Origin of the sequence: Kribbella shirazensis, assembly GCF_011761605.1 — a bacterium.
GTDB lineage: Bacteria > Actinomycetota > Actinomycetes > Propionibacteriales > Kribbellaceae > Kribbella > Kribbella shirazensis.
This window is the reverse complement of sequence record NZ_JAASRO010000001.1, coordinates 6,342,603-6,362,847: the sequence shown is the minus strand read 5'-3', so window position 1 is coordinate 6,362,847 and position 20,245 is coordinate 6,342,603. Positions and strand designations below refer to the sequence as shown.

Below are 20,245 nucleotides of genomic sequence, written 5' to 3'. Positions count from 1 at the left end.
ATCCGGGAGGCCGGGTGCTGGCGGCGAGAAACCTCGAGGTCGTCTACGACGATGTGATGCTGGTGCTGCGGGGTGTCGGTCTCGAGGTCCCGCAGGGGCGGATCGTTGCCCTGCTGGGGGCGAACGGGGCCGGCAAGTCGACACTGCTGCGCGCGCTGTCAGGCCTGCTCGACGTGCACGACGGCGAGGTCCGGCGCGGCTCGATCACGCTCGACGGTGAGCCGATCCACACGTACGGCGCCAGCCGGATCGCTGCCCTGGGTGTCAAACAGGTGATGGAGGGCCGGCGGATCCTGGCCGACCTGACCGTCGAGGAGAACCTCCGGATCGGCGGTCACGTCAGCCCGCGGTCGATCCGGCGGAACCTGGACCGGACCTACGATCTGTTCCCGGTCCTGGCCGACCGGCGCCGGACGTTGGCCGGCTACCTGTCCGGCGGCGAGCAGCAGATGCTCGCGATCGGCCGAGCCTTGATGTCCGACCCGAAGTACCTGCTGCTGGACGAGCCGAGCCTCGGCCTGGCGCCGTTGGTCGTCCGCCAGATCCGGGACGTGATCGTGCAGATCAACCAGCAGGGGACGACGGTTCTGCTGGTCGAGCAGAACGCGGCGATGGCGTTGTCGATCGCCGAGCACGGCTACGTGCTGGAGAACGGTGCGATGGTGATGGACAAGCCCGCCGCGGACCTGCTCGCGGACGGCGACGTGCGCGAGTTCTACCTCGGTCTCGGCGCGGAGGGTACGGCGAAGTCGTTCCGCGACGTCAAGCACTACCGCCGCCGGAAGCGGTGGCTGTCATGACGGCGACAGAAATGCGGCAGAGCGAGGGCGTGCAGGAGCCGACGCCTGTGCTGAGCTTCGAGGATGTCGTTCTCACCTTCGCCGGGGTGACGGCGCTGAACGGCGTGAGTTTCACCGTCGACCCGGGTGAGCTGTTCGCCGTGATCGGACCGAACGGCGCCGGCAAGACGTCGATCTTCAACGTGCTCTCCGGTGTCTACCGGCCACAGCGTGGCACCGTCCGGTTCGGTGACCAGGACCTGATCGGCCGCCGCCCGCACGCCATCGCCCGGCTCGGCATCGCCCGCACCTTCCAGAACATCGAGCTGTTCTCGAACCTGACGGTGATCGACAACCTGATGCTCGGCCGGCACCACCATCATCCGTACGGCGTGCTCGCCGCGTTCGCGTGGCTCGGCAAGGCCCGCCGCAACGAGCTGGCGAACCGCAACGCCGTCGAGGAGATCGTCGACTTCCTGGAGCTCGCGCAGTGGCGGCGGCTCCCGGTCGGCCTGCTCCCGTACGGCGTACAGAAGCGGGTCGAGCTCGGCCGGGCCCTCGCGTCGGAGCCGAAGCTGTTGCTGCTGGACGAGCCGGTCGCCGGGATGAACCTGGAGGAGACCGAGGACATGGCCCGGTTCATCCTCGACATCCGCGACGAGCTCGGGCTGCCGATCGTCATGGTGGAGCACGACATGGGTCTGGTGATGGACCTGGCCGACCGGATCATGGTGATGGACTTCGGCCGGCCGATCCGCACCGGCACGCCGAACGAGGTCGCGACCGATCCCGAGGTCGTCCGCGCCTATCTCGGCGAGGAACACCAGGTGGAGCGGTCATGACGGCCACCATCGCCACCCGGATCCGGGCCAGGGCGCAGACGACGCCGGACGTGATCGCCTTGCGGGAAAAGGATCTGGGCATCTGGCAGCAGGTCAGCTGGGAGCAGTACTGGGACACCGCCGCGCTCGTCGGCCACGCCTTGCTTGCCCTCGGCATCGAGCCGGGTGACCGGGTGGCGATCCACTCTGAGAACCGCCGCGAGTGGCTCTACACCGACGTCGGCACGGTCGCCGTCCGCGCCGCCACCGTCGGCCTGTACCCGACCAACCCGGTCGCCGAGGTCGGCTACCTGTTGCGCCACTCCGGCGCGAAGGTGCTGATCGCCGAGGACCAGGAGCAGGTCGACAAGGCCCTCGCGATCGACGACCTGCCCGACCTCGAGCACATCGTGTACGTCGAACCACGCGGCATCCGGCACCGGTACGACGACCCGCGGCTGATCGCCTGGCCCGACTTCCTTGCCATCGGCCACAAGCACCGCGACGCGAACCCGGACGCCGTCACGCAACGCATGGCAGCGGGCCGGTCCGACGACGTGGTGACACTGATCTACACCTCCGGTACGACCGGACCGCCGAAGGGCGTGATGCTGACCGCCGCGAACGTCGACTTCGCCATCCACGAGCTGGTCGAGCGGGGCGGCTTCACTGCACCTCCGCCTTCACCGCGCGACAGCGTGCTGTCCTACCTGCCCTTGTGTCACGTGGCCGAGCGGATCTTCAGCGGCTGGTTCGGCGCCGGTGCGGGTGTCTGTGTGCACTTCGCCGAGTCGATCGAGACCGTCGCGGCCAATCTGCACGAGGTCCAGCCGACCGTCCTGTTCGGCGTCCCGCGGATCTGGGAGAAGATCGCGGCGGGTGTCCAGATCCGGATCGAGTCCGCGGATCCCGTCAAACGCGTGGTCGGCGGCTACTGGTTGCGCCGCGCGGACTGGATCGGCGGCGTCCTCGCGGCGAACGGCGGACGCCATACCCCTGCGTCCAGAGCGGTCTACGCGATCGGCTGGCTGTTCTGCTACCGCGCGCTGAAGGACCGAGTCGGTCTGCGCAAGGTCCGGTACGCCGCCTCCGGCGCCGCGCCGATCGCGCCGGAAGTCCTGCGGTTCTTCATGGGTCTCGGTCTGCCGATGCACGAGGTCTACGGCATGACCGAGAACACCGCCGTGGCGACGGCGAACCGGCCGGGCCGGGTCAAGGTCGGCACCGTCGGTGAGGCGCACGAGGGCGTCGAGGTGAAGATCGACGAGACCACCGGCGAGATCCTCACCCGGCATGCCGGCACCTTCGCCGGCTACTGGCAGGACCCCGAGTCGACCGCGAAGGTGCTCGACGCGGACGGCTGGCTGCACACCGGTGACGTGGGGGAGTGGGTCGACGGCACGCACCTGCGGATCACCGACCGGATGAAGGACATCATCATCACCGCGGGCGGCAAGAACGTCGCCCCGTCGGAGATCGAGAACGCGCTCAAGGCGTCGCCGTACATCAAGGAAGCGGTCGTGATCGGCGACCGGCGCAAGTTCCTGACCGCCCTGATCGGGATCGAGCCGGACACCGTCGGTCACTGGGCGCAGCTGCGCCGGCTGCCGTACACGACGTACGGCGACCTGTCCGCGAAACCCGAGGTCGTCGCGCTGGTCCAAGGGGTCGTGGACGAGGTCAACACGCGGTTCGCCACCGTGGAGCAGGTGCGGTCGTTCCGGCTGCTGCCGAAGCTGCTGGACCACGAGGACGGTGAGCTCACCGCGACCCAGAAGGTGAAGCGCAAGGCGGTCGCGGACACGTTCGCCGGACTGGTCGACTCGATGTACGCCGGAGGTGTCAGGTGACCGAGTTCGTCGCCACGGTCGTCCGCGGTCTCGGCAACGGGTCGATCTACGCCCTGCTGGCGCTCGGCTTCGTGATCGTCTACAAGTCCATGCGGGTGATCAGTTTCGCCCAGCCGGCGTTCATGATGGCCGGCGCGCTGCTGGTCGGCTACCTCGTGATGTCGATGAACTTCTTCCTCGCCGTCCTGGTCGCGCTGCTGCTCACCGCGCTGCTCGGCGCCGGCGTGGAACGCCTGGCGCTGCGGCCGATGATCGGCAAGCCGGTGTTCGTGATCGCGATCATCACGCTCGGCGTCGACATCGTGATCCGTACGGTGGTGAACGCGTTCATCGGCCTCGACATCCGCCAGATGGGTGATCCCTGGGGGCTCAAGCAGGTCGACGTACTCGGGGCGAAGATCGACCAGCGGCACCTGGCCACACTGGTCACGACCCTGATCGTGGTGGCCGCGCTGTTCGCGTTCTACCGCTGGTCGCGGACCGGTCTGGCGATGCGCGCCGCGTCGTCGGACCAGGAGGTCGCACTCGCGCAGGGTGTGTCGGTCGGCCGGGTGTTCTCGCTCTCCTGGGCGCTCGCGGCCGCCCTCGCCGGGCTGGCCGGGGTCTTCCTGTCGACCGGCATCGGACTCGAACAGAACCTGTGGCTGACGGCGCTGAAGGCGTTGCCGGTGATCATCCTCGGCGGCCTCGATTCGCTCGGCGGAGCGGTGGTCGCGGGTCTCTCGATCGGCATCGTGGAGGCACTCGTCGGCAGCTACGGCGACAACCTCCATCCGGTGTTCGGCGGCGACTTCTTCCTGGTCGTGCCGTACCTGCTGATGCTGCTCGTCCTGCTGGTCAGACCGTACGGCCTGTTCGGCACCAGAGAGGTGGAGCGGATATGAGTCGGCCCTTGCTCTACCTGTCGTACAAGCAGGACATGGCGCTGCTCAACACCTCGGCGAAACGCGCGTGGACGCTGGTGCTCGCGGTGGTCGCGGTGACGTTGCCGTTCCTGCTGACCGACGACATCCTCGTCGTACTGGCGACGGCGTGTGCCGCGTCGATCGGGGCGATCGGGCTGAACATCGTCACCGGGTACGGCGGTCAGGTGTCGCTCGGGCACGCGTTCTTCCTGGCCATCGGCGCGTACACCGCGGCGGCGTTGTCGGGCGACCCGGACAGCACCCGGCTGATCGGTTTCGGGATCACCTCGCTGCCGATCTGGTTGCTGGCGGCCGGGCTGGTCGCGGGATTGGCCGGGCTGATCGTCGCGCCGCTGGCGGCTCGTTTGCGGGGGTTGTACCTGGCCGTGGTGACGCTCGGGCTGGTGTTCATCGGGGAGCACATCTTCAAGCACTGGCGGGAGCTGACCGGTGGCGTCGGTGTCGGGCGCCCGGCCGCGGTACCGGAGTTGTTCGGGTTCCAGTTCGCGGTCGACGGGGCGATGTTCACGAAGGCGCAGAAGCTCTACCTGCTGATGCTGGTGCTGCTGGTGATCTTCGGCGTCCTGGCCCGGAACCTGGTGCGTTCGAGGACCGGCCGGGCGCTGGCCGCCGTACGGGACCGGGACCTGGCCGCCGAGGTGATCGGGGTCGATGTGACCCGGTACAAGATGATCGCGTTCGCGGTGTCGTCGTTCTACGCCGGCGTCGCGGGCGCACTGCTGTACGTGATGATCGGCTTCGTCGAGCCGGGGTCGTTCAACCTCGGCATGTCGGTGCAGTACATCGCGATGGTGCTGATCGGCGGTGTCGCGACGATCTCCGGATCGGTACTCGGCGCGCTGTTCATCACTCTGCTGCCGCGGATCACCCGCGAACTCCCGGCCGTGCTGCCGTTCATCAGCGCGAGTTCGACCGCCGGGGGCATCACGGTCTTCCAGGTCGAGACGATCCTCTACGGCCTGTTGATCATCGGCTTCCTGATCTTCGAACCACGGGGACTGTTCGGGATCTGGATCAGGATCCGCAGCTACTGGAAGTCGTGGCCGTTCTCGCACTGAAGGAGTATCGATGAGCGTGCACAGGGGAATCGCCGTCGCCGTCGTGGCGGCGCTGGTGTTGGTCGCGGGGTGCCGCAACGAGGCCCCGGAAGCCCAGCAGGGCACATCAGGAGTCAAGTTCGACGTCGGGGTAACGACCGAGCCGTGCCCGTCGGCGGTCGACTCGGCCAAGGGCTGCATCTACCTGGGCTCGATCTCGGACCTCACCGAGGGCCCGTTCAAGGCGCTCGGGGTGCCGATCACCGAGAGCCAGAAGGCGTTCTGGAAGCGGGTCAACGAGGCCGGCGGCATCGGGGCCTTCGAGGTCGACGTCTCGAAGTACACCAAGGACAACAAGTACAACCCGCAGATCCACAACGAGGTGTACGCCGAGATCAAGCCCGACGTACTCGGGCTGGCCCAGACACTCGGCTCGCCGACCACCGCGGCGATCCTCGGCGACCTGAAGTCCACCGGGATGATCGGGGTGCCGGCGTCCTGGACGTCGGCGTGGGCGTTCGAGGACGTCATCCTCGAGTCCGGGACGAACTACTGCTTCGAGTCGATGAACTCGGTCGACTTCGCGGTCGAGACGCTGAAACCGAAGAGCGTCGCCGCCGTGCACTTCCCGGGCGACTACGGTGACGACGCAGCGGCCGGGACGAAGCTCGCGGCCGAGGCCAACGGGCTCAAGTTCACCGACATCCCGACCGCGCCCGGGCAGGAGAACCAGGGCGCCGCGATCCAGAAACTGCTGCAGGCCAAACCCGATCTGGTCATCCTGACCACCGGCCCGACCGAGGCGGCGACGATCGTCGGCGGCGCCGCGCAGAACGGTTTCAAGAGCCCGTTCATCGGCACCAGCCCGACCTGGAACCCTGCCCTGCTGAAGAGCCCGGCCGCACCGGCGCTGACCGCGCTCTACCGGCAGTCCGGGCCGTGGGCGCCGTACGGCGCGGAGACACCGGGGCACAAGGCGCTCGCCTCCTCGATCGACCAGGCGACGTTCAAGGCCGCCCCGAACGACGGCTACACGGCCGGCTGGGTCTGGTCGTATCCGCTGAAGGCCGCGCTGCAGAAGGCGGTCGACTCGAAGGACCTCACCCGGGCAGGACTGCTGAACGCGGTGAAGTCGCTGGAGACGGTCGACTACGAGGGCATGCTGCCGGCTGAGGCCGGACGGTTCTCGGGTGAGCCGAACGACCGCGTGTTCCGGGCCAGCATCATCTCCAAGGTGGATCCGTCGGCGCCGACCGGTGTCAAGGTCGAGAAGGACTTCTTCACCGGCAAGACGGCCAAGGCGCACGACTTCAGCAAGCCCTGTTACCAGTAGTTACTTGAAGATCGAGGTACCCGCGGGTCCGTTCGGATTCGCGGGTACCTCGGCGCGCGGTTCGCCTTGTCGTCGTCGGTTGTTCACCGTACGTTCATCGTTGACCGGCAGATCCTTTCCGCCCATGAGGAGGCCACACACCGTGTCCGTTGAACAGAATCCCCTGTCCCGGCGGCAATTCGTCGCCCGAGCGGCCGCGGCCGGTGTCGCGGTCAGCGTCGCCGGCTCGGTCGAGGCGCTGTACACCGCCCAGCCCGCGCTCGGTACGTCCGGCCCGAAGATCGGCTACGGCCCACTGATCGAGGACCCGAACGGCATGCTCGACCTGCCGCACGGGTTCAGCTACAAGGTCCTGTCCCGGGAGGGCACCGTCCGGCCGGACGGGCTGAAGATCCCGAGCCGGTTCGACGGGATGGGGACCTTCCCGGACCGCGACGGCGGCAACCGGCTGGTCCGCAACCACGAGTGCAGCCCGACCGCCACGATCAAGGTCGTCGCGCCGCCTGAGCGCACGTACGACCCGGCCGCGGCCGGCGGCACGAGCACGGTGGTCGTGAACGGGGACAACCAGGCCACCGAGGAGTACGTGAGCCTCGGCGGTTCCGCGATCAACTGCTCCGGCGGAATCACGCCGTGGCGCACCTGGCTGACCTGCGAGGAGACCGAGGACAAGGCCGGCACCCGCGGCTACACCAAGGACCACGGGTTCATCTTCGAGGTCGACCCGTACGACGACCGGCGCAACGCGAACCCGGTACCGCTGACCGCGATGGGCCGGTTCCAGCACGAGGCGGTCGCGATCGATCCGGCGACCGGGATCGTGTACGAGACCGAGGACGCGTTCGTCGCGCCGCTCGGCGGCTTCTACCGGTTCCTGCCGAACCGGCCGCGCGGCGGCTGGGGTTCGCTGCGCGCCGGCGGCGAGCTGCAGGCGATGTACATCCCGGACCTGCCGGACCTGTCCGTCGTCCAGGAGGCGGGCGCCGAGTTCCACGGGGTGCAGTGGATCAAGGTCCCGGACCCGCTCGCCACGACCCAGTCGGTCCGCGCGCAGGACTACGGCAAGCCGATCACCGGCGGGTACAAGCTGGAGGGCTGCTGGTGGGGTGCGCTGGACCGGTGCGTGTACTTCGTGTCGTCGTTCGCGCGGACCGAGCTCGGCCCGAAGGTCGACCACGACGGCCAGGTGTGGCGGTACGACCCGCGGAAGGGCACGCTGCGGCTGATGGTGATCTTCACCCGCCCGACGCCGGGCTCCGACGACCCGGAGTTCGATGCCCCCGACAACATCACGATGTCGCCGTACGGCGGGCTGATGATGTGTGAGGACGGGCTGGGGGAGCAGCACATCCTCGGCACCACCGAGGACGGCGAGGTCTTCAAGTTCGCCCGCAACCGGGTCAACACCGGCACCCCGGAGGATCCGGCGTACGGCGAACTGGCCGGCGCGGGCTTCTCCGCCGACGGCCGCACGATGTTCTTCAACGTCTACAGCCCCGGCATCACGTACGCGATCACCGGGCCCTGGCGCCGCCGGCGCTGACCGGGTCTCAGGGAGTCGCGCCGGGGAAGGCGATCGGGGCGCCGCCCCAGACGAGCTGGTTGCCCGCGGCGGCGAGCAGTGCCTCGATCGCGAAGGATCGGACGGCGGGTTGTTCGGCGGCCTCGACGAGGTCGCCGTACACCGCCGCGATCCGGAGCTCGATCACCAGCACCAGCGCCGCCGCGGTGGCGCTGTTGACGACCGCACGCGGGAGGTCGTACGCCGGCTCGGCCGCGACCGGCGTCTTGCCGGCGGCGACGATCAGCGCGCTCAGGCGGTCGCGGTTGGTCCGGTGCGCTTCGAACAGCGCGGTCGCCTGGCGGAACTTCGTCCCGCTGAGCTTCCCGCCGGCGACGCCGACGCCGTACAGCGCGGCGTGCTCGCCCGCGAGCGCGGCCTGCAGTGCTTCGACCTGGTTCATGCTTGCGGCTTCGCCAGTTTGGGGCCCAGTGTCGAGGCCAGCTGGGTTTCGGCGGCGGCGATCTCGGCGAGCAGGCGGGCCGGGGCACCGGACAGCTTGGCCGCTGCTGCGGCGTGGGCCGCGGCCGCAGCCTCCTCCTGCTCGGCGATCGCGAACTGCGCGGTATGGGGCTGCGCCGGGACCGCGGCCTTGGCCACCGGGGCCGCGGCCACACCTGGGGTCTCCTTGAGCTTGGCCAGGTGGCTGACGTGGTACTTCGCTCCCGCCGCGAGCGCGCCGCGGCGCGTGGGGAACTTCCGGATCGTGCTTGCGTAGAGCTGGGACAATTGACTCACCTGGGTCGCTGCCGCACTGAGGGCCGCGACGACAGCCGGGTCGACGGCCGGCGTCTCCTCGACCACCCCCGGCGAGGACGACGCGGTACCTCCGGGGCTGCGCGTTCCCGACGTACCGGCGTCGGCGGCCGGGTTGTCGTTGCAGCCGGTCAGCGCGACCGCGGCGGGCGCGAGGGCGACGGTCACGACGACGGCGCGACGGCTCGGCGCGGGTCGATCCTGGAGACGTTCGGGCACGCGCGAACGATACCTGGTGGAGCGTTCGCGACCGGCCCGGGACGAGTCGGTGACATGGATCCCCGACCCGGCCGGATAGGGTGGGCTACTGCCCTCGGCCGGACCGCCGGGGCGCAACGGGTGCACAACTGGAGAGAGAGGCAGGTCAACCTGTGAGCCGAAAGCCGAATCCCACGGGCCACACGGACACCACGAGCCTCGAGAACTTCCTGCGGCCGATCGTCGAGCAGTTCGGTTGCGATCTGGAGGCCGCGGACATCGCGCCGGCCGGCCGCCGCCGGTTGCTGCGCGTCCTCGTCGACCGCGACGGCGGCGTCAGCCTGGACGACGTCGCCGAGGTCACCCGCGCCATCTCGAAGGCACTCGACGCCGACGACATCATGGGCGAGGGCGCGTACACGCTGGAGGTTTCGAGCCCCGGCGTGGACCGCCCGCTCACCCTGCCCCGGCACTGGCGCCGCAACACCGGCCGGCTCGTCGCGGTCACCCTGACCGCGGGCGGCAAGCTGACCGGCCGGATCAAGTCCGCCTCCGACGAGGCGGCCGAACTGGACGTCGACGGCAAGCGGCAGAGCGTCGCGTACGCCGACGTGGCCAAGGCCAAGGTCCAGATCGAGTTCAACCGGGCTGCCGGCAACGACGAACGAGAAACACCTGCCGACGGCACGGTGGAGGAGAACTGACATGGACATCGACATGGCCGTGCTGCGGTCACTGGAACGGGAGAAGGACATCTCCCTGGACGTGGTCGTCGAGGCGATCGAGCAGGCGCTGCTGGTCGCGTACCACCGCACCGAGGGCGCGCAGCAGCACGCCCGCGCCGAGCTGGACCGCAAGACCGGGCACGTGACCGTCTTCGCCCGCGAACTGGCCGAGGACGGTACGGTCGCCCGCGAGTACGACGACACCCCGGCCGACTTCGGCCGGATCGCGGCCACCACGGCCAAGCAGATCATCCTGCAGCGGCTGCGCGACGCCGAGGACGAGGTGCGGTACGGCGAGTTCTCCGGCAAGGAGGGCGACATCGTCTCCGGTGTCGTCCAGCAGGGCCGCGACCCGCGGTCGGTGATGGTCGACCTCGGCAAGATCGAGGCCGTGCTGCCGGCGCCGGAGCAGGTGCCGGGGGAGAAGTACGATCACGGATCCCGGCTGCGGGTGTACGTCGTCGGCGTCCGGAAGGGCTTCAAGGGCCCGCAGATCACGGTCAGCCGGACACACCCGAACCTGGTGAAGAAGCTGTTCGCGCTCGAGGTCCCGGAGATCGCCGACGGCACCGTCGAGATCACCGCGATCGCCCGCGAGGCGGGGCACCGGACGAAGATCGCGGTCCGGACCCTGAACCCGTCGGTGAACGGCAAGGGTGCCTGCATCGGGCCGATGGGTCAGCGGGTGCGCAACATCATGCACGAGCTGCACGGCGAGAAGATCGACATCATCGACCACAGCGACGATCCGGCGACGTTCGTCGGGAATGCGCTGTCCCCGGCGCAGGTTACGTCTGTCGAGGTGGTGGACGCCGCGGCCCGCGCGGCGCGCGTCGTCGTACCCGACTACCAGCTCTCGCTCGCGATCGGCAAGGAGGGGCAGAACGCCCGCCTCGCCGCCCGGCTCACCGGCTGGCGCATCGACATCCGCCCGGATACCGATGTGACTGGTGGGAGCGAGAAGGTAGACTGATGTCTCGGTCGGTCGACTGAGTCGCAACCACACCCTGAGGAACACGTGACAGTTGCTACAGACGCGCGCCTTGGCAAGCCAAGGGAGCGCACCTGTATCGGGTGCCGGAAGCGGTCCAGTCCGACTGACCTGCTGCGGATGACGGTTTCTGGAGAGCCAGGCAAACAGCTGGTCCTCCCGGATCCCGATCGTCGGGCACCCGGCCGCGGGGCGCACCTGCACCCCACGATCGAGTGTTTCGACCTCGCCGTCCGGCGCAAGGCGTTCCCACGGGCCTACCGGGTCCCTGGGCCGCTCGACGTGACCGGGCTGCGGGAGTACGTCGCGCAGCGTGATAGGTAAGAACAAGCAGAAAGGCGGCCAACCCGGCCGTCCGCGGCGGTCCGACCGGACCGTCCGTGACCGACATGAAGGCGGGTCATCGACTCATGACCACTCGATGAGTGTCTACCGATGAGTGCAAAGCGATGAGCACGTACGTCAACTAACGGTCCGCGCCCAGGCTCGGACCAGAGGGAGAGTAGTGGCAAAGGTCCGGGTCTACGAGCTCGCGAAGGAGCTCGGAGTTACCAGCAAGGTCGTTCTGACCAGACTGAACGACATGGGCGAGTTCGTCCGGTCGGCATCCTCGACGATCGAGGCACCTGTCGTCCGGAGGTTGGCGGAGGAGTTCGAGAAGAACCCGCCGAAGAAGCGTGCGGCCAAGAAGGCTGCCGCCAGCACGTCCGCCGCGCCCCAGGCGACCGCACCGGTCGCCCCCGCGGCACCCAAGCCGGCGCAGCCGGCAACCCCGAAGGCTCCGGCCGAGCGCCCTGCGCCGGCCGCTGAGACCACCCCTGCCCCGGAGACCCAGGCGGCTCCGGCGGCCAAGGCTCCGGTGACCGAGTCCCCGGCGACCGAGGCCGCTCCGGCGAAGGCCGCGCCGGCCCCGGGGATCAAGCCGGGTCCGCGACCGGGCCCGAAGCCGGGTCCGCGCCAGGAGCCGGCCCCGGCCGAGTCCGCACCGGCGGCGAAGGCCGAGACCCCGGCTCCGTCGACGCCGGCGTTCGAGGCTCCGGCCGCCAAGGCGGCTCCCGAGGCTCAGGCCCCGGCCGCCCAGGCCCCGTCGGCCCAGACCCCGTCGGCTCCGGCGCCCGCGCCGCGTCGTACGGGCGGCGACTCCGGCGGCCGTCCGGGTCCGCGTCCGGCGACGCCGGGTGCGAGCCCGCGTCCGGGCAGCCAGGGCTCCGGCCCGCGTCCGGGTGGCGGCGGTCCGCGTCCGGGTGCGCCCCGTCCGGGTGCCCCGCGTCCCGGTGCGCCCCGTCAGGGCGGCCAGGGTGGCGGCGGTCCGCGTCCGGGTGCGCCGCGTCCGGGCAACAACCCGTTCAGCTCGACCCAGGGCATGCAGCGCGGTGGACCGCGCCCCGGCCCGGGTGGTGGCGGTTCCGACCGGCAGGCCCCGAGCCCGGCCGGTATGGCGCCGCGCCCGCCGCAGGGTCGTGGCGGCGGCGAGCGTAGTGGTGGCGGCGACCGGCCGCGTCCGGGCGGCGTTCCCGGCGCTCCGCGCCCCAACCCGGCGATGATGCCGAAGTCCTCCGCGGGCACCTTCACCGGACGCCCGAGCGGCGGCTCCGGCGGTCCCGGTGGTGGCGGTCGCGGCCGTCCGGGCGGTGGCCCGGGTGCCGGTCCGCGCAGCGGTGGTGGCGGCGGCGGTGGCGGCGGCTTCCGTCCGGGTGGCGGCGGCCCGAGCGGCCCGCCCGGTGGCGGCGGTGGCCGTCCGGGTCCGGGCAACCGCGGTCGTGGCGGGACGCAGGGTGCCTTCGGGCGTCCGGGCGGTCCGGCGCGTCGTGGCCGCAAGTCGAAGCGGGCCAAGCGCCAGGAATTCGACAACATGCAGGCCCCGGCGGTCGGCGGCGTCCGCGTCAAGCACGGTGACGGCGAGGTCGTGAAGCTGCCGCGCGGTGCGTCGCTGACGGACTTCGCCGAGAAGGTCGGAGTCGACCCGGCGTCGCTGGTCCAGGTGCTGTTCCACCTCGGTGAGATGGTGACCGCGACCCAGTCGGTGAACGAGGAGACGCTGGAGCTGCTCGGCACCGAGCTGAACTACGACGTCCAGATCGTCTCGCCGGAGGACGAGGACCGCGAGCTGCTGCAGTCGTTCGACATCGACTTCGGCAACGACGAGGGTGACGAGAGCGACCTGGCTCCGCGGCCGCCGGTGGTGACCGTCATGGGTCACGTCGACCACGGTAAGACGAAGCTGCTGGACGCGATCCGGATGGCGAACGTCGTGGCCAAGGAAGCCGGCGGTATCACCCAGCACATCGGTGCGTACCAGGTGACCACCGAGGTCGACGGCGAGCAGCGGGCGATCACCTTCGTCGACACCCCGGGTCACGAGGCGTTTACCGCCATGCGTGCCCGTGGTGCGCAGGCCACCGACATCGTCATCCTGGTGGTCGCGGCCGACGACGGCGTGATGCCGCAGACGATCGAGGCGCTGAACCACGCCCGTGCGGCGGGTGTCCCGATCGTGGTCGCGGTCAACAAGATCGACGTCCCGAGCGCGGACCCGGCCAAGGTGCGCGGTCAGCTGACCGAGTACGGCCTGGTCCCCGAGGAGTACGGCGGCGACACGATGTTCGTCGACGTCTCGGCCAAGTCCCGGATCAACATCGAGGGCCTCCTCGAGGGCGTCGTGCTGACCGCGGACGCGGCACTCGACCTGCGGGCCAACCCGGCCATGCACGCCGAGGGCATCGCGATCGAGGCGAACCTCGACAAGGGCCGTGGTCCGGTGGCGACCGTGCTGGTGCAGCGCGGCACGCTCCGGGTCGGCGACTCGATGGTGGTCGGTCCGGCGTACGGCCGGGTCCGGGCCATGCTCGACGAGCACGGCAACAACGTCGAGGAGGCGACCCCGTCGCGTCCGGTCCTGGTCCTCGGTCTGACCGCGGTGCCGGGTGCCGGTGACAAGTTCCTGGTGGTCGAGGACGACCGCAGGGCACGGCAGATCGCCGAGAAGCGGGAAGCCCGCGCCCGTGCGGCCGCGAACGCCAAGCGTCGCGCCCGCCGTACCCTCGAGGACTTCATGGCCTCGATGGAGAAGGGCGAGAGCCAGGAGCTGCTGCTGATCCTCAAGGGCGACGTGTCCGGTTCGGTCGAGGCGCTCGAGGACGCGCTGGTCCGGATCGAGGTCGGCGACGAGGTGAACCTGCGGATCATCGACCGCGGTGTCGGTGCGATCAACGAGAACGACGTCAACCTGGCCATCGCGTCGAACGCCGTCATCATCGGCTTCAACGTGCGGCCGGCGGGCAAGGCCGGTGACCTGGCCGAGCGCGAAGGCGTGGATGTCCGGTACTACTCGGTCATCTACTCGGCGATCGACGACATCGAGGCCGCCCTGAAGGGCATGCTCAAGCCGATCTACGAGGAGGTCACCCTCGGCCAGGCGGAGATCCGGGAGATCTTCCGCTCCTCGAAGGTGGGCAACATCGCCGGTTGCTGGGTGACCAGCGGCCTGATCCGCCGCAACGCCAAGGTCCGGTTGATCCGGGACGGCGCGGTGGTCGTCGACAACACCGAACTGTCGTCGCTGAAGAGGTTCAAGGACGACGCAGCCGAGGTCCGCGAGGGCTTCGAGTGCGGTCTGACCGTCAACAACTACAACGACATCAAGATCGGCGACATCGTCGAGGCGTTCGAGCTCCGCGAGAAGCCGCGCAGCTGACAGTCAGGTGACAGACAGGTGGTGACCCGCCTCGGGTCACCGAGGAGTAGCGTCCGGAGAGACCGTGTTCTCTCCGGACGTTGCTCGTGAATGAGGGAGTGAGCCCTGATGGGTGAAGCAAGGGCGAAGCAGTTGGCCGACCGGATCCAGGTGCTTGTCGCGGAGCTGCTCGAGCGCCGGGTCAAGGACCCGCGGCTCGGGTTCGTCACGGTCACCGACGCCCGCCTGACCGGCGACCTGCGCGAAGCCAGCGTCTTCTATACGGTGTACGGCGACGAGCAGGACCGCGCGTCGACCGCGGCCGCGCTGGAATCGGCGAAGGGCCTGATCCGCAGCGAGGTCGGCAAGGCCCTCGGCCTGCGGCACACCCCGAGCGTCGAGTTCTTCCTGGACGCCGTCCCGGAGAGCGCCGGGCACATCGAGGAGCTGCTCGAGAAGGCCAGGATGGCCGACGCCGAGGTGGCCAAGGCCGCCGCGGGCGCCAAGCCGGCCGGCGACGCGGATCCGTACAAGCACAAGGACGACGACGAGGACGAGCAGGACTGAGTACTGCGTTGAGCATGGAGTCGACCCCGGCCTTCACGCCGGCTTCCGACGGGATCGTGGTCGTCGACAAGCCGGCCGGCATGACCTCGCACACCGTCGTCGCCCGGATCCGCAAGCTCGCCGGCACCCGCAAGGTCGGGCACGCCGGCACGCTGGATCCGATGGCGACCGGCGTCCTGATCGCCGGACTGAACCGCGCGACGCGGTTGCTCGGCCACCTGCAACTGGCGGACAAGTCGTACGACGCGACCATCCGCCTCGGCGCGACCACGACGACCGACGACGCCGAGGGCGAGATCGTGGCGACCGCACCGGTCGACGGCGTGACCGCGGAGGCGATCTCGGCGGCCGTCGAGGGGTTCCGGGGTGAGATCTCGCAGGTGCCGTCGCAGGTCTCGGCGATCAAGGTCGACGGCCGGCGCGCGTACGCGCGGGTGCGGGCCGGCGAGGAGGTCGCGCTCAAGGCCCGCGCGGTGACCGTGTCGCGCTACGACATCCTCGACGTCCGCCCGGAGGCCGGCGGGATCTCCGTGGACGTCTCGGTGGACTGCTCCAGCGGGACGTACATCCGCGCCTTGGCCCGCGACCTCGGCGCCGAGCTGGGCGTCGGCGGTCACCTGACCGCGCTCCGCCGTACCCGCGTGGGGTCCTTCGACCTGTCATCGGCGCATTCGCTGGAGTCGCTGGCCAAGTCGTTCGACTGGCTGCCGATCGCGGACGTTGCCGCCGGCACCTTCCCGCGGTACGACGCCGACGAGGCCGAGGCCGCGGCGATCCGCACCGGGCGCCCGCTCCCGGGCCTGAACCTGCCGCCTGGGCAGACCGCGATGTTCGCCCCGGACGGCACCTTCCTGGCCCTCTACGAACCCCACGGCCCGGTCGCCAAACCCACCGCGGTCTTCGTCGGCTGACAAAACTGTCGGTGCCCCGGCGTAGCGTGCCGAGGCATGAAATACGGGTTCGTGATGGCGTACGGCGACGCGCGCGACGCGGCCGAGTTGGCGGTGATCGCGGAACGGCACGGCTGGGACGGGTTCTTCGTCTGGGAGTCGATCTGGGGGATCGACGCCTGGGTGATGCTCGGGGCCGCGGCGATGACGACGGAGCGGATCCGGCTGGGCACGATGCTCACGCCGCTGCCGCGCCGCAAACCATGGGACGTGGCCGGACAGGTCTCGACCGTGGACAACCTCAGCAACGGGCGGGTGATCCTCTCGGTGGGGCTGGGGGTGACGGGGGAGGACCGGTTCTGGCTGTTCGAGGACGATCCGGGGCGGAAGGTGCGCGCGGAGCTCATGGACGAGTCGTTGGAGATGCTGCCGTACCTGTGGCGCGACGAACCGTTCGAGTACTCCGGGAAGCACTACCGGTCCCGCAAGATCCCCGACCTGATGCCGCCCGCTCCACCGCCTCCCGTGCAGCGGCCACGGGTCCCGACCTGGGTCGTGGGCGGCTGGCCGCGACCGAAGTCGATGCGCCGGGCCGCGCTGCAGGACGGCTGGCTGCCGGCGTACGTCGGCGACGGTGAGATGACACCGGAGGTCGTGGCGGAGGGCGTCGAGTGGATCCGCCGGGAGCGCGCCGCCCACGACCTGTCGATGGACGGCTACGACATCGTCGTCGAAGGCACCACAGCCTCCGATGGGACAGGCTCGGACAAGGTCCGGCGGTGGGCGGATGCCGGTGCCACGTGGTGGATCGAGGCCGACTGGTCGTCGATGAATCCGGCCGAGGTACGCCGTACCGCGGAAGCCCGCATCACGGCCGGACCGCCTCGCGTCTCATGACTCGTGCGAGCCGGGGCGTTCTGCGCGGTCGGCGCGCTCGCGCAGGTAGCGCTGCTCGACCTGGTTCTCGGTCAGTTCGGCTGCTTCGCGGTAGAGGGCAGCGGCCCGGGCGGCGTCACCGGTCAGCTCGACGAGATGGGCGCGGACGGCGCGTTCACGCTGGCGGGTCAGTGGTTCCTGGTCCAGGCCGTGGCGACTGTTGAGGTCGTCGAGCAGGGCGAGGCCGCGGGTCGGGCCGTAGGCCTGGGCTACGGCGACGACTCGGCTGAGGCGGACAGGTGCGGTGGGCGTGAGACGCTCCAGCCACAGGTAGAGGACGGCGATCTGCGCCCAGTCGGTGTCACCGGCCGCATGGGTGGCCGCGATCGCGGCTTGGAGTTGGTACTGGCCTGGTTCGCCCTGCTGCCAGACGCTGTCGATCAGCTCGGTGCCTTCGCGCACCAGCTCGGCGTCCCATCGGGTGCGGTCCTGCTCTTCGAGCGGCACGAGTTGGCCGGCGGGTCCGGTCCGCGCCGAACGCCGGGACTCGGTGAGCAGCATCAAGGCGAGCAGGCCAGTCGCCTCGGAGTGCAGAGGGTCGTCGGCCGGCAGGGTGTCCAGCAGTAGCCGGGTGAGGCGGATCGCCTCGTGGGTCAGGTCGACGCGGGTCAGGGCGTTACCGGCGCTCGCGGTGTAGCCCTCGTTGAAGATCAGGTACAGCACCCGCATCACGGCGGCGATGCGGTCGGTGCGGTCGTCGTCGGTCGGTGCGGTGAAGCGCGCGCCGGCGCGGGCGAGCTGTTGTTTGGCGCGGCTGATCCGCGTGCCCATGGTGTTCTCGGTGGCGCCGTACGCGTGGGCGATCTCCGCCGTCGTCAGACCGCCGACCGCGCGCAGGGTGAGCGCCACCTGGCTGGTCGCGGGGAGCGCTGGATGGCAGCACAGCAGCAACAGCGTGAGGCTGTCGTCGATCGCAGACGGGGGCGAAGACGAGCCGCGGTGGACCGGCTCGGCGAGTTCGGCCTCCTGCTCACGGCGGCGCCGCGCCTGGTCGGAGCGGAGCAGGTCGACCATCCGCCGGTAGCCGATCCGGATCAGCCAGCTCCGCGGGTTCTCCGGTACGCCGTCTGCCCAGGCGCGGGTGGCCGCGAGCAGGGCCTCCTGGACGGCGTCCTCGGCGATCTCGAAGCGGCCGAACCGCCGGACCAGCGCGCCGAGCACCTGCGGCGCCTCGGTGCGCAGCAGGTGCTCGACGTGTTCGCTCGGCCGGTTCACGCGCCGAAGTCGTCGCCCATGATCGGGCGGATCTCGATCGGTTCGCCGAGCACCTCGACGATCCGGCCGGCGATCTCGATCGCGCGCTCGTGGCTGGCGACGTCGATCACCGCGAAGCTGGCCAGCACCTCCTTGAGTTCGGCGAACGGGCCGTCGGTGGCGACCACGCCGTCGGTGGCGACCACGCCGTCCGTGCCCTTGCGAACCGTCGTGCTGACCACCGGATGGCCGAGCCCCTCACTGGTGACGAACTCCCCGGAAGCCCGCAGTTCCTGCTCGTAGGTCTGGTAGAACGCGAACGCGGCGAGCGCGTCCTCGGACGGCGTCTCCGCGGTCGCGGCGTCCCATGCGGCGGCCGGCGTGTAGCTGAGCAACAGGTACTTCACTGTGATTCCTCCTCGGTGGCTATCGAACGGTATGACGTGAACAGGTCCGTCGTACCGCTGCCACCTCGTGACCGGCAGGGAGTTCTCGACGGCGCATCTATGTGACTCAGGTCACATCGAAGGTCTGTCGAGAGCGGGTGGGTGCCTCCGAGGTAGCGGCAACTTCATCCCACCGAGCTCCGAGGAGACGACAATGAACGAGAACATTCAGCCGAGCAACGACCTGCAGGCGCTGGACCGCCTGATCGGCACCTGGACGGTGACCGGCGGCGTCGAGGGCACTGTGCGGTACGAGTGGATGGCCGGCCGGTTTTTCCTGCTCCAGCACGTCGAACTGCGGCAGTACGGGCAGGAGATCACAGGGTTCGAGGTGATCGGCAACCTGCGGCCGTTCGGCGAACCCGCCAGCGCGGAGGTGTGGTCGCGGTTCTACGACTCGACCGGGAACACCCTCGACTACGTCTACGAGCCGGACGGCGACACACTCACGATCTGGGGTGGCGCCAAGGGCAGCCCGGCGTACTTCCGCGGCACCTTCACCGACGGCGGCAACACCCTCGCCGGCGACTGGGTCTACCCGGGTGGAGGCGGCTACCACTCCGTCTCGACCCGCGTCACGGACTGACGGGCGACCCCGTGCGTCGGTAGCTACCCTGGAGTGGTGCGTTCTCGTCCGACGTTGGAGTGGGCCCCCGGGCCCGACGTGCTCGCGTTGGAGCCAGGTGCGACAGACATCGGCCCGGTGGCGCAGGTAGTGGCCGCCGGGCGCGTCGTCGTACTGAGTGGCGCCGGGATCTCGACCGAATCGGGGATCCCGGACTACCGCGGCGAGACCGGGAGCCTGCGGACGCATACCCCGATGACGTACGGCGACTTCACGGCGAGCGCGGAGGCGCGGCAGCGGTACTGGGCGCGCAGCCACCTCGGCTGGCGGACCATCGCGCGCGCCGAGCCGAACGACGGCCACCGTGCCGTCGCCGCCCTCCAGGCCCGCGGCTACCTCAGCGGCGTCATCACCCAGAACGTCGACGGCCTGCACCAGGCGGCCGGCGCCCGCGACGTCGTCGAGCTGCACGGCAACCTGGATCGCATCCTTTGCCTCGGCTGCGGTAGGACGTCCGCCCGCGAAGTCCTCGACCGGCGCCTGCGGGCGGCCAACCAGGCCTTCACCGCGGAGGCGACCCGGATCAACCCCGACGGCGACGTCGAGCTCCCCGACGACATCGTCCGCACGTTCACCGTCGTGGCGTGCACGGTCTGCGGCGGCGTCCTCAAACCCGACGTGGTGTTCTTCGGCGAGAACGTCCCGAGGAACCGCGTCGAGCGCTGCTACCGGCTCATCGACGACGCGAACGCCGTCCTCGTCCTCGGGTCGTCCCTGACCGTGATGTCCGGCTTCCGCTTCGTCCGGCACGCCGCCAAGTCCGGTACGCCGGTGCTCATCGTCAACCAGGGCGTGACCCGTGGCGACCCGTACGCGACGCACCGGGTCAACCTCCCGCTCGGCCGGGCGCTCACCGAGGTGGCGGCAGAGCTGGTGACAGAGCTGGTGGCAGAAACCACCGGGCCGAGCCACGCGTGAGGTGGCCCGGCCCGGGGTC

The 20,245-nt window shown here is 70.0% G+C and carries 20 protein-coding genes; 16 read left to right on the top strand and 4 right to left on the bottom strand.

Annotated elements, in window-relative coordinates; all coding sequences use genetic code 11:
• Nucleotides 1-14: 14 nt before the first annotated feature.
• From BJY22_RS30645 to BJY22_RS30615, 7 genes are all read left to right on the top strand, one after another.
• On the top strand, nt 15-800 hold the full coding sequence (locus tag BJY22_RS30645; RefSeq protein WP_167213623.1) for an ATP-binding cassette domain-containing protein: 786 nt from the start codon (nt 15-17) through the stop codon (nt 798-800).
• The gene (locus BJY22_RS30640; protein WP_238350504.1) at nt 797-1,621 is read left to right on the top strand and encodes an ABC transporter ATP-binding protein; all 825 of its coding nucleotides are present in this window, start codon (nt 797-799) and stop codon (nt 1,619-1,621) included. Before BJY22_RS30645 ends, BJY22_RS30640 begins: the two co-directional genes overlap by 4 nt.
• A complete protein-coding gene (locus BJY22_RS30635; protein WP_167213620.1) occupies nt 1,618-3,450 on the top strand; it encodes an AMP-dependent synthetase/ligase in 1,833 nt (610 codons plus the stop codon). Before BJY22_RS30640 ends, BJY22_RS30635 begins: the two co-directional genes overlap by 4 nt.
• Nucleotides 3,447-4,334 carry an ABC transporter permease subunit gene (locus BJY22_RS30630; RefSeq protein WP_167213617.1) on the top strand — a complete coding sequence of 296 codons (888 nt, stop codon included), beginning with the start codon at nt 3,447-3,449 and terminating at the stop codon, nt 4,332-4,334. The genes BJY22_RS30635 and BJY22_RS30630 overlap by 4 nt, the downstream gene beginning before the upstream one ends.
• Nucleotides 4,331-5,434, top strand: coding sequence for a branched-chain amino acid ABC transporter permease (locus BJY22_RS30625; protein WP_167213614.1), 1,104 nt, complete (start codon nt 4,331-4,333; stop codon nt 5,432-5,434). The genes BJY22_RS30630 and BJY22_RS30625 overlap by 4 nt, the downstream gene beginning before the upstream one ends.
• Nucleotides 5,435-5,444: 10 nt before the next feature.
• Nucleotides 5,445-6,746, top strand: coding sequence for an ABC transporter substrate-binding protein (locus BJY22_RS30620; RefSeq protein ID WP_167213612.1), 1,302 nt, complete (start codon nt 5,445-5,447; stop codon nt 6,744-6,746).
• 142 nt (nt 6,747-6,888) lie between these two features.
• Nucleotides 6,889-8,289, top strand: a complete 1,401-nt coding sequence (locus BJY22_RS30615) for an alkaline phosphatase PhoX (RefSeq protein ID WP_337759500.1) — start codon at nt 6,889-6,891, stop codon at nt 8,287-8,289.
• 7 nt (nt 8,290-8,296) lie between these two features.
• Here BJY22_RS30615 and BJY22_RS30610 read toward each other — a convergent pair whose 3' ends face one another.
• Nucleotides 8,297-8,710, bottom strand: a complete 414-nt coding sequence (locus BJY22_RS30610; RefSeq protein ID WP_167213605.1) for a ferritin-like domain-containing protein — start codon at nt 8,708-8,710, stop codon at nt 8,297-8,299.
• Nucleotides 8,707-9,282, bottom strand: coding sequence for a cell division protein FtsK (locus BJY22_RS30605; RefSeq protein ID WP_167213602.1), 576 nt, complete (start codon nt 9,280-9,282; stop codon nt 8,707-8,709). Before BJY22_RS30605 ends, BJY22_RS30610 begins: the two co-directional genes overlap by 4 nt.
• A 152-nt stretch (nt 9,283-9,434) precedes the next feature.
• On the opposite strand from BJY22_RS30605, the gene rimP reads away from it, so the two are divergent.
• From rimP to BJY22_RS30570, 7 genes are all read left to right on the top strand, one after another.
• On the top strand, nt 9,435-9,965 hold the full coding sequence (gene rimP, locus BJY22_RS30600; RefSeq protein ID WP_167213599.1) for a ribosome maturation factor RimP: 531 nt from the start codon (nt 9,435-9,437) through the stop codon (nt 9,963-9,965).
• A gap of 1 nt (nt 9,966) precedes the next feature.
• Nucleotides 9,967-10,959 (top strand): transcription termination factor NusA, encoded by a 993-nt coding sequence (gene nusA, locus BJY22_RS30595; protein WP_167213596.1) that lies wholly within the window; start codon nt 9,967-9,969, stop codon nt 10,957-10,959.
• Nucleotides 10,960-11,004: 45 nt separating this feature from the next.
• Entirely contained in the window at nt 11,005-11,301 is a 297-nt protein-coding gene (locus BJY22_RS30590) for a DUF448 domain-containing protein (protein WP_167213593.1), read from the top strand.
• Between the two features lie 181 nt (nt 11,302-11,482).
• Nucleotides 11,483-14,671: a translation initiation factor IF-2 gene (infB, locus tag BJY22_RS30585; RefSeq protein WP_167213590.1), complete on the top strand. Its 3,189-nt coding sequence runs from the start codon at nt 11,483-11,485 to the stop codon at nt 14,669-14,671.
• Between the two features lie 108 nt (nt 14,672-14,779).
• Nucleotides 14,780-15,217 (top strand): 30S ribosome-binding factor RbfA, encoded by a 438-nt coding sequence (rbfA, locus tag BJY22_RS30580; RefSeq protein WP_202891328.1) that lies wholly within the window; start codon nt 14,780-14,782, stop codon nt 15,215-15,217.
• Between the two features lie 14 nt (nt 15,218-15,231).
• Entirely contained in the window at nt 15,232-16,128 is an 897-nt protein-coding gene (gene truB / locus BJY22_RS30575; protein ID WP_167213587.1) for a tRNA pseudouridine(55) synthase TruB, read from the top strand.
• Nucleotides 16,129-16,164: 36 nt separating this feature from the next.
• Nucleotides 16,165-17,004, top strand: a complete 840-nt coding sequence (locus BJY22_RS30570) for an LLM class flavin-dependent oxidoreductase (RefSeq protein ID WP_167213584.1) — start codon at nt 16,165-16,167, stop codon at nt 17,002-17,004.
• On the opposite strand, the gene BJY22_RS30565 is transcribed toward BJY22_RS30570, so the two are convergent.
• On the bottom strand, nt 16,999-18,258 hold the full coding sequence (locus BJY22_RS30565; protein ID WP_167213582.1) for a sigma-70 family RNA polymerase sigma factor: 1,260 nt from the start codon (nt 18,256-18,258) through the stop codon (nt 16,999-17,001). The two genes, BJY22_RS30570 and BJY22_RS30565, sit on opposite strands and share 6 nt — an antisense overlap.
• The gene (locus BJY22_RS30560) at nt 18,255-18,644 is read right to left on the bottom strand and encodes a YciI family protein (protein ID WP_167213580.1); all 390 of its coding nucleotides are present in this window, start codon (nt 18,642-18,644) and stop codon (nt 18,255-18,257) included. The genes BJY22_RS30565 and BJY22_RS30560 overlap by 4 nt, the downstream gene beginning before the upstream one ends.
• A gap of 193 nt (nt 18,645-18,837) precedes the next feature.
• Here BJY22_RS30560 and BJY22_RS30555 point away from each other — a divergent pair, with 193 nt between their 5' ends.
• Nucleotides 18,838-19,269, top strand: coding sequence for a hypothetical protein (locus tag BJY22_RS30555; protein WP_167213578.1), 432 nt, complete (start codon nt 18,838-18,840; stop codon nt 19,267-19,269).
• A 36-nt stretch (nt 19,270-19,305) separates the two neighbouring features.
• Nucleotides 19,306-20,226, top strand: a complete 921-nt coding sequence (locus tag BJY22_RS30550; protein ID WP_167213575.1) for an NAD-dependent protein deacetylase — start codon at nt 19,306-19,308, stop codon at nt 20,224-20,226.
• Nucleotides 20,227-20,245: the final 19 nt, after the last annotated feature.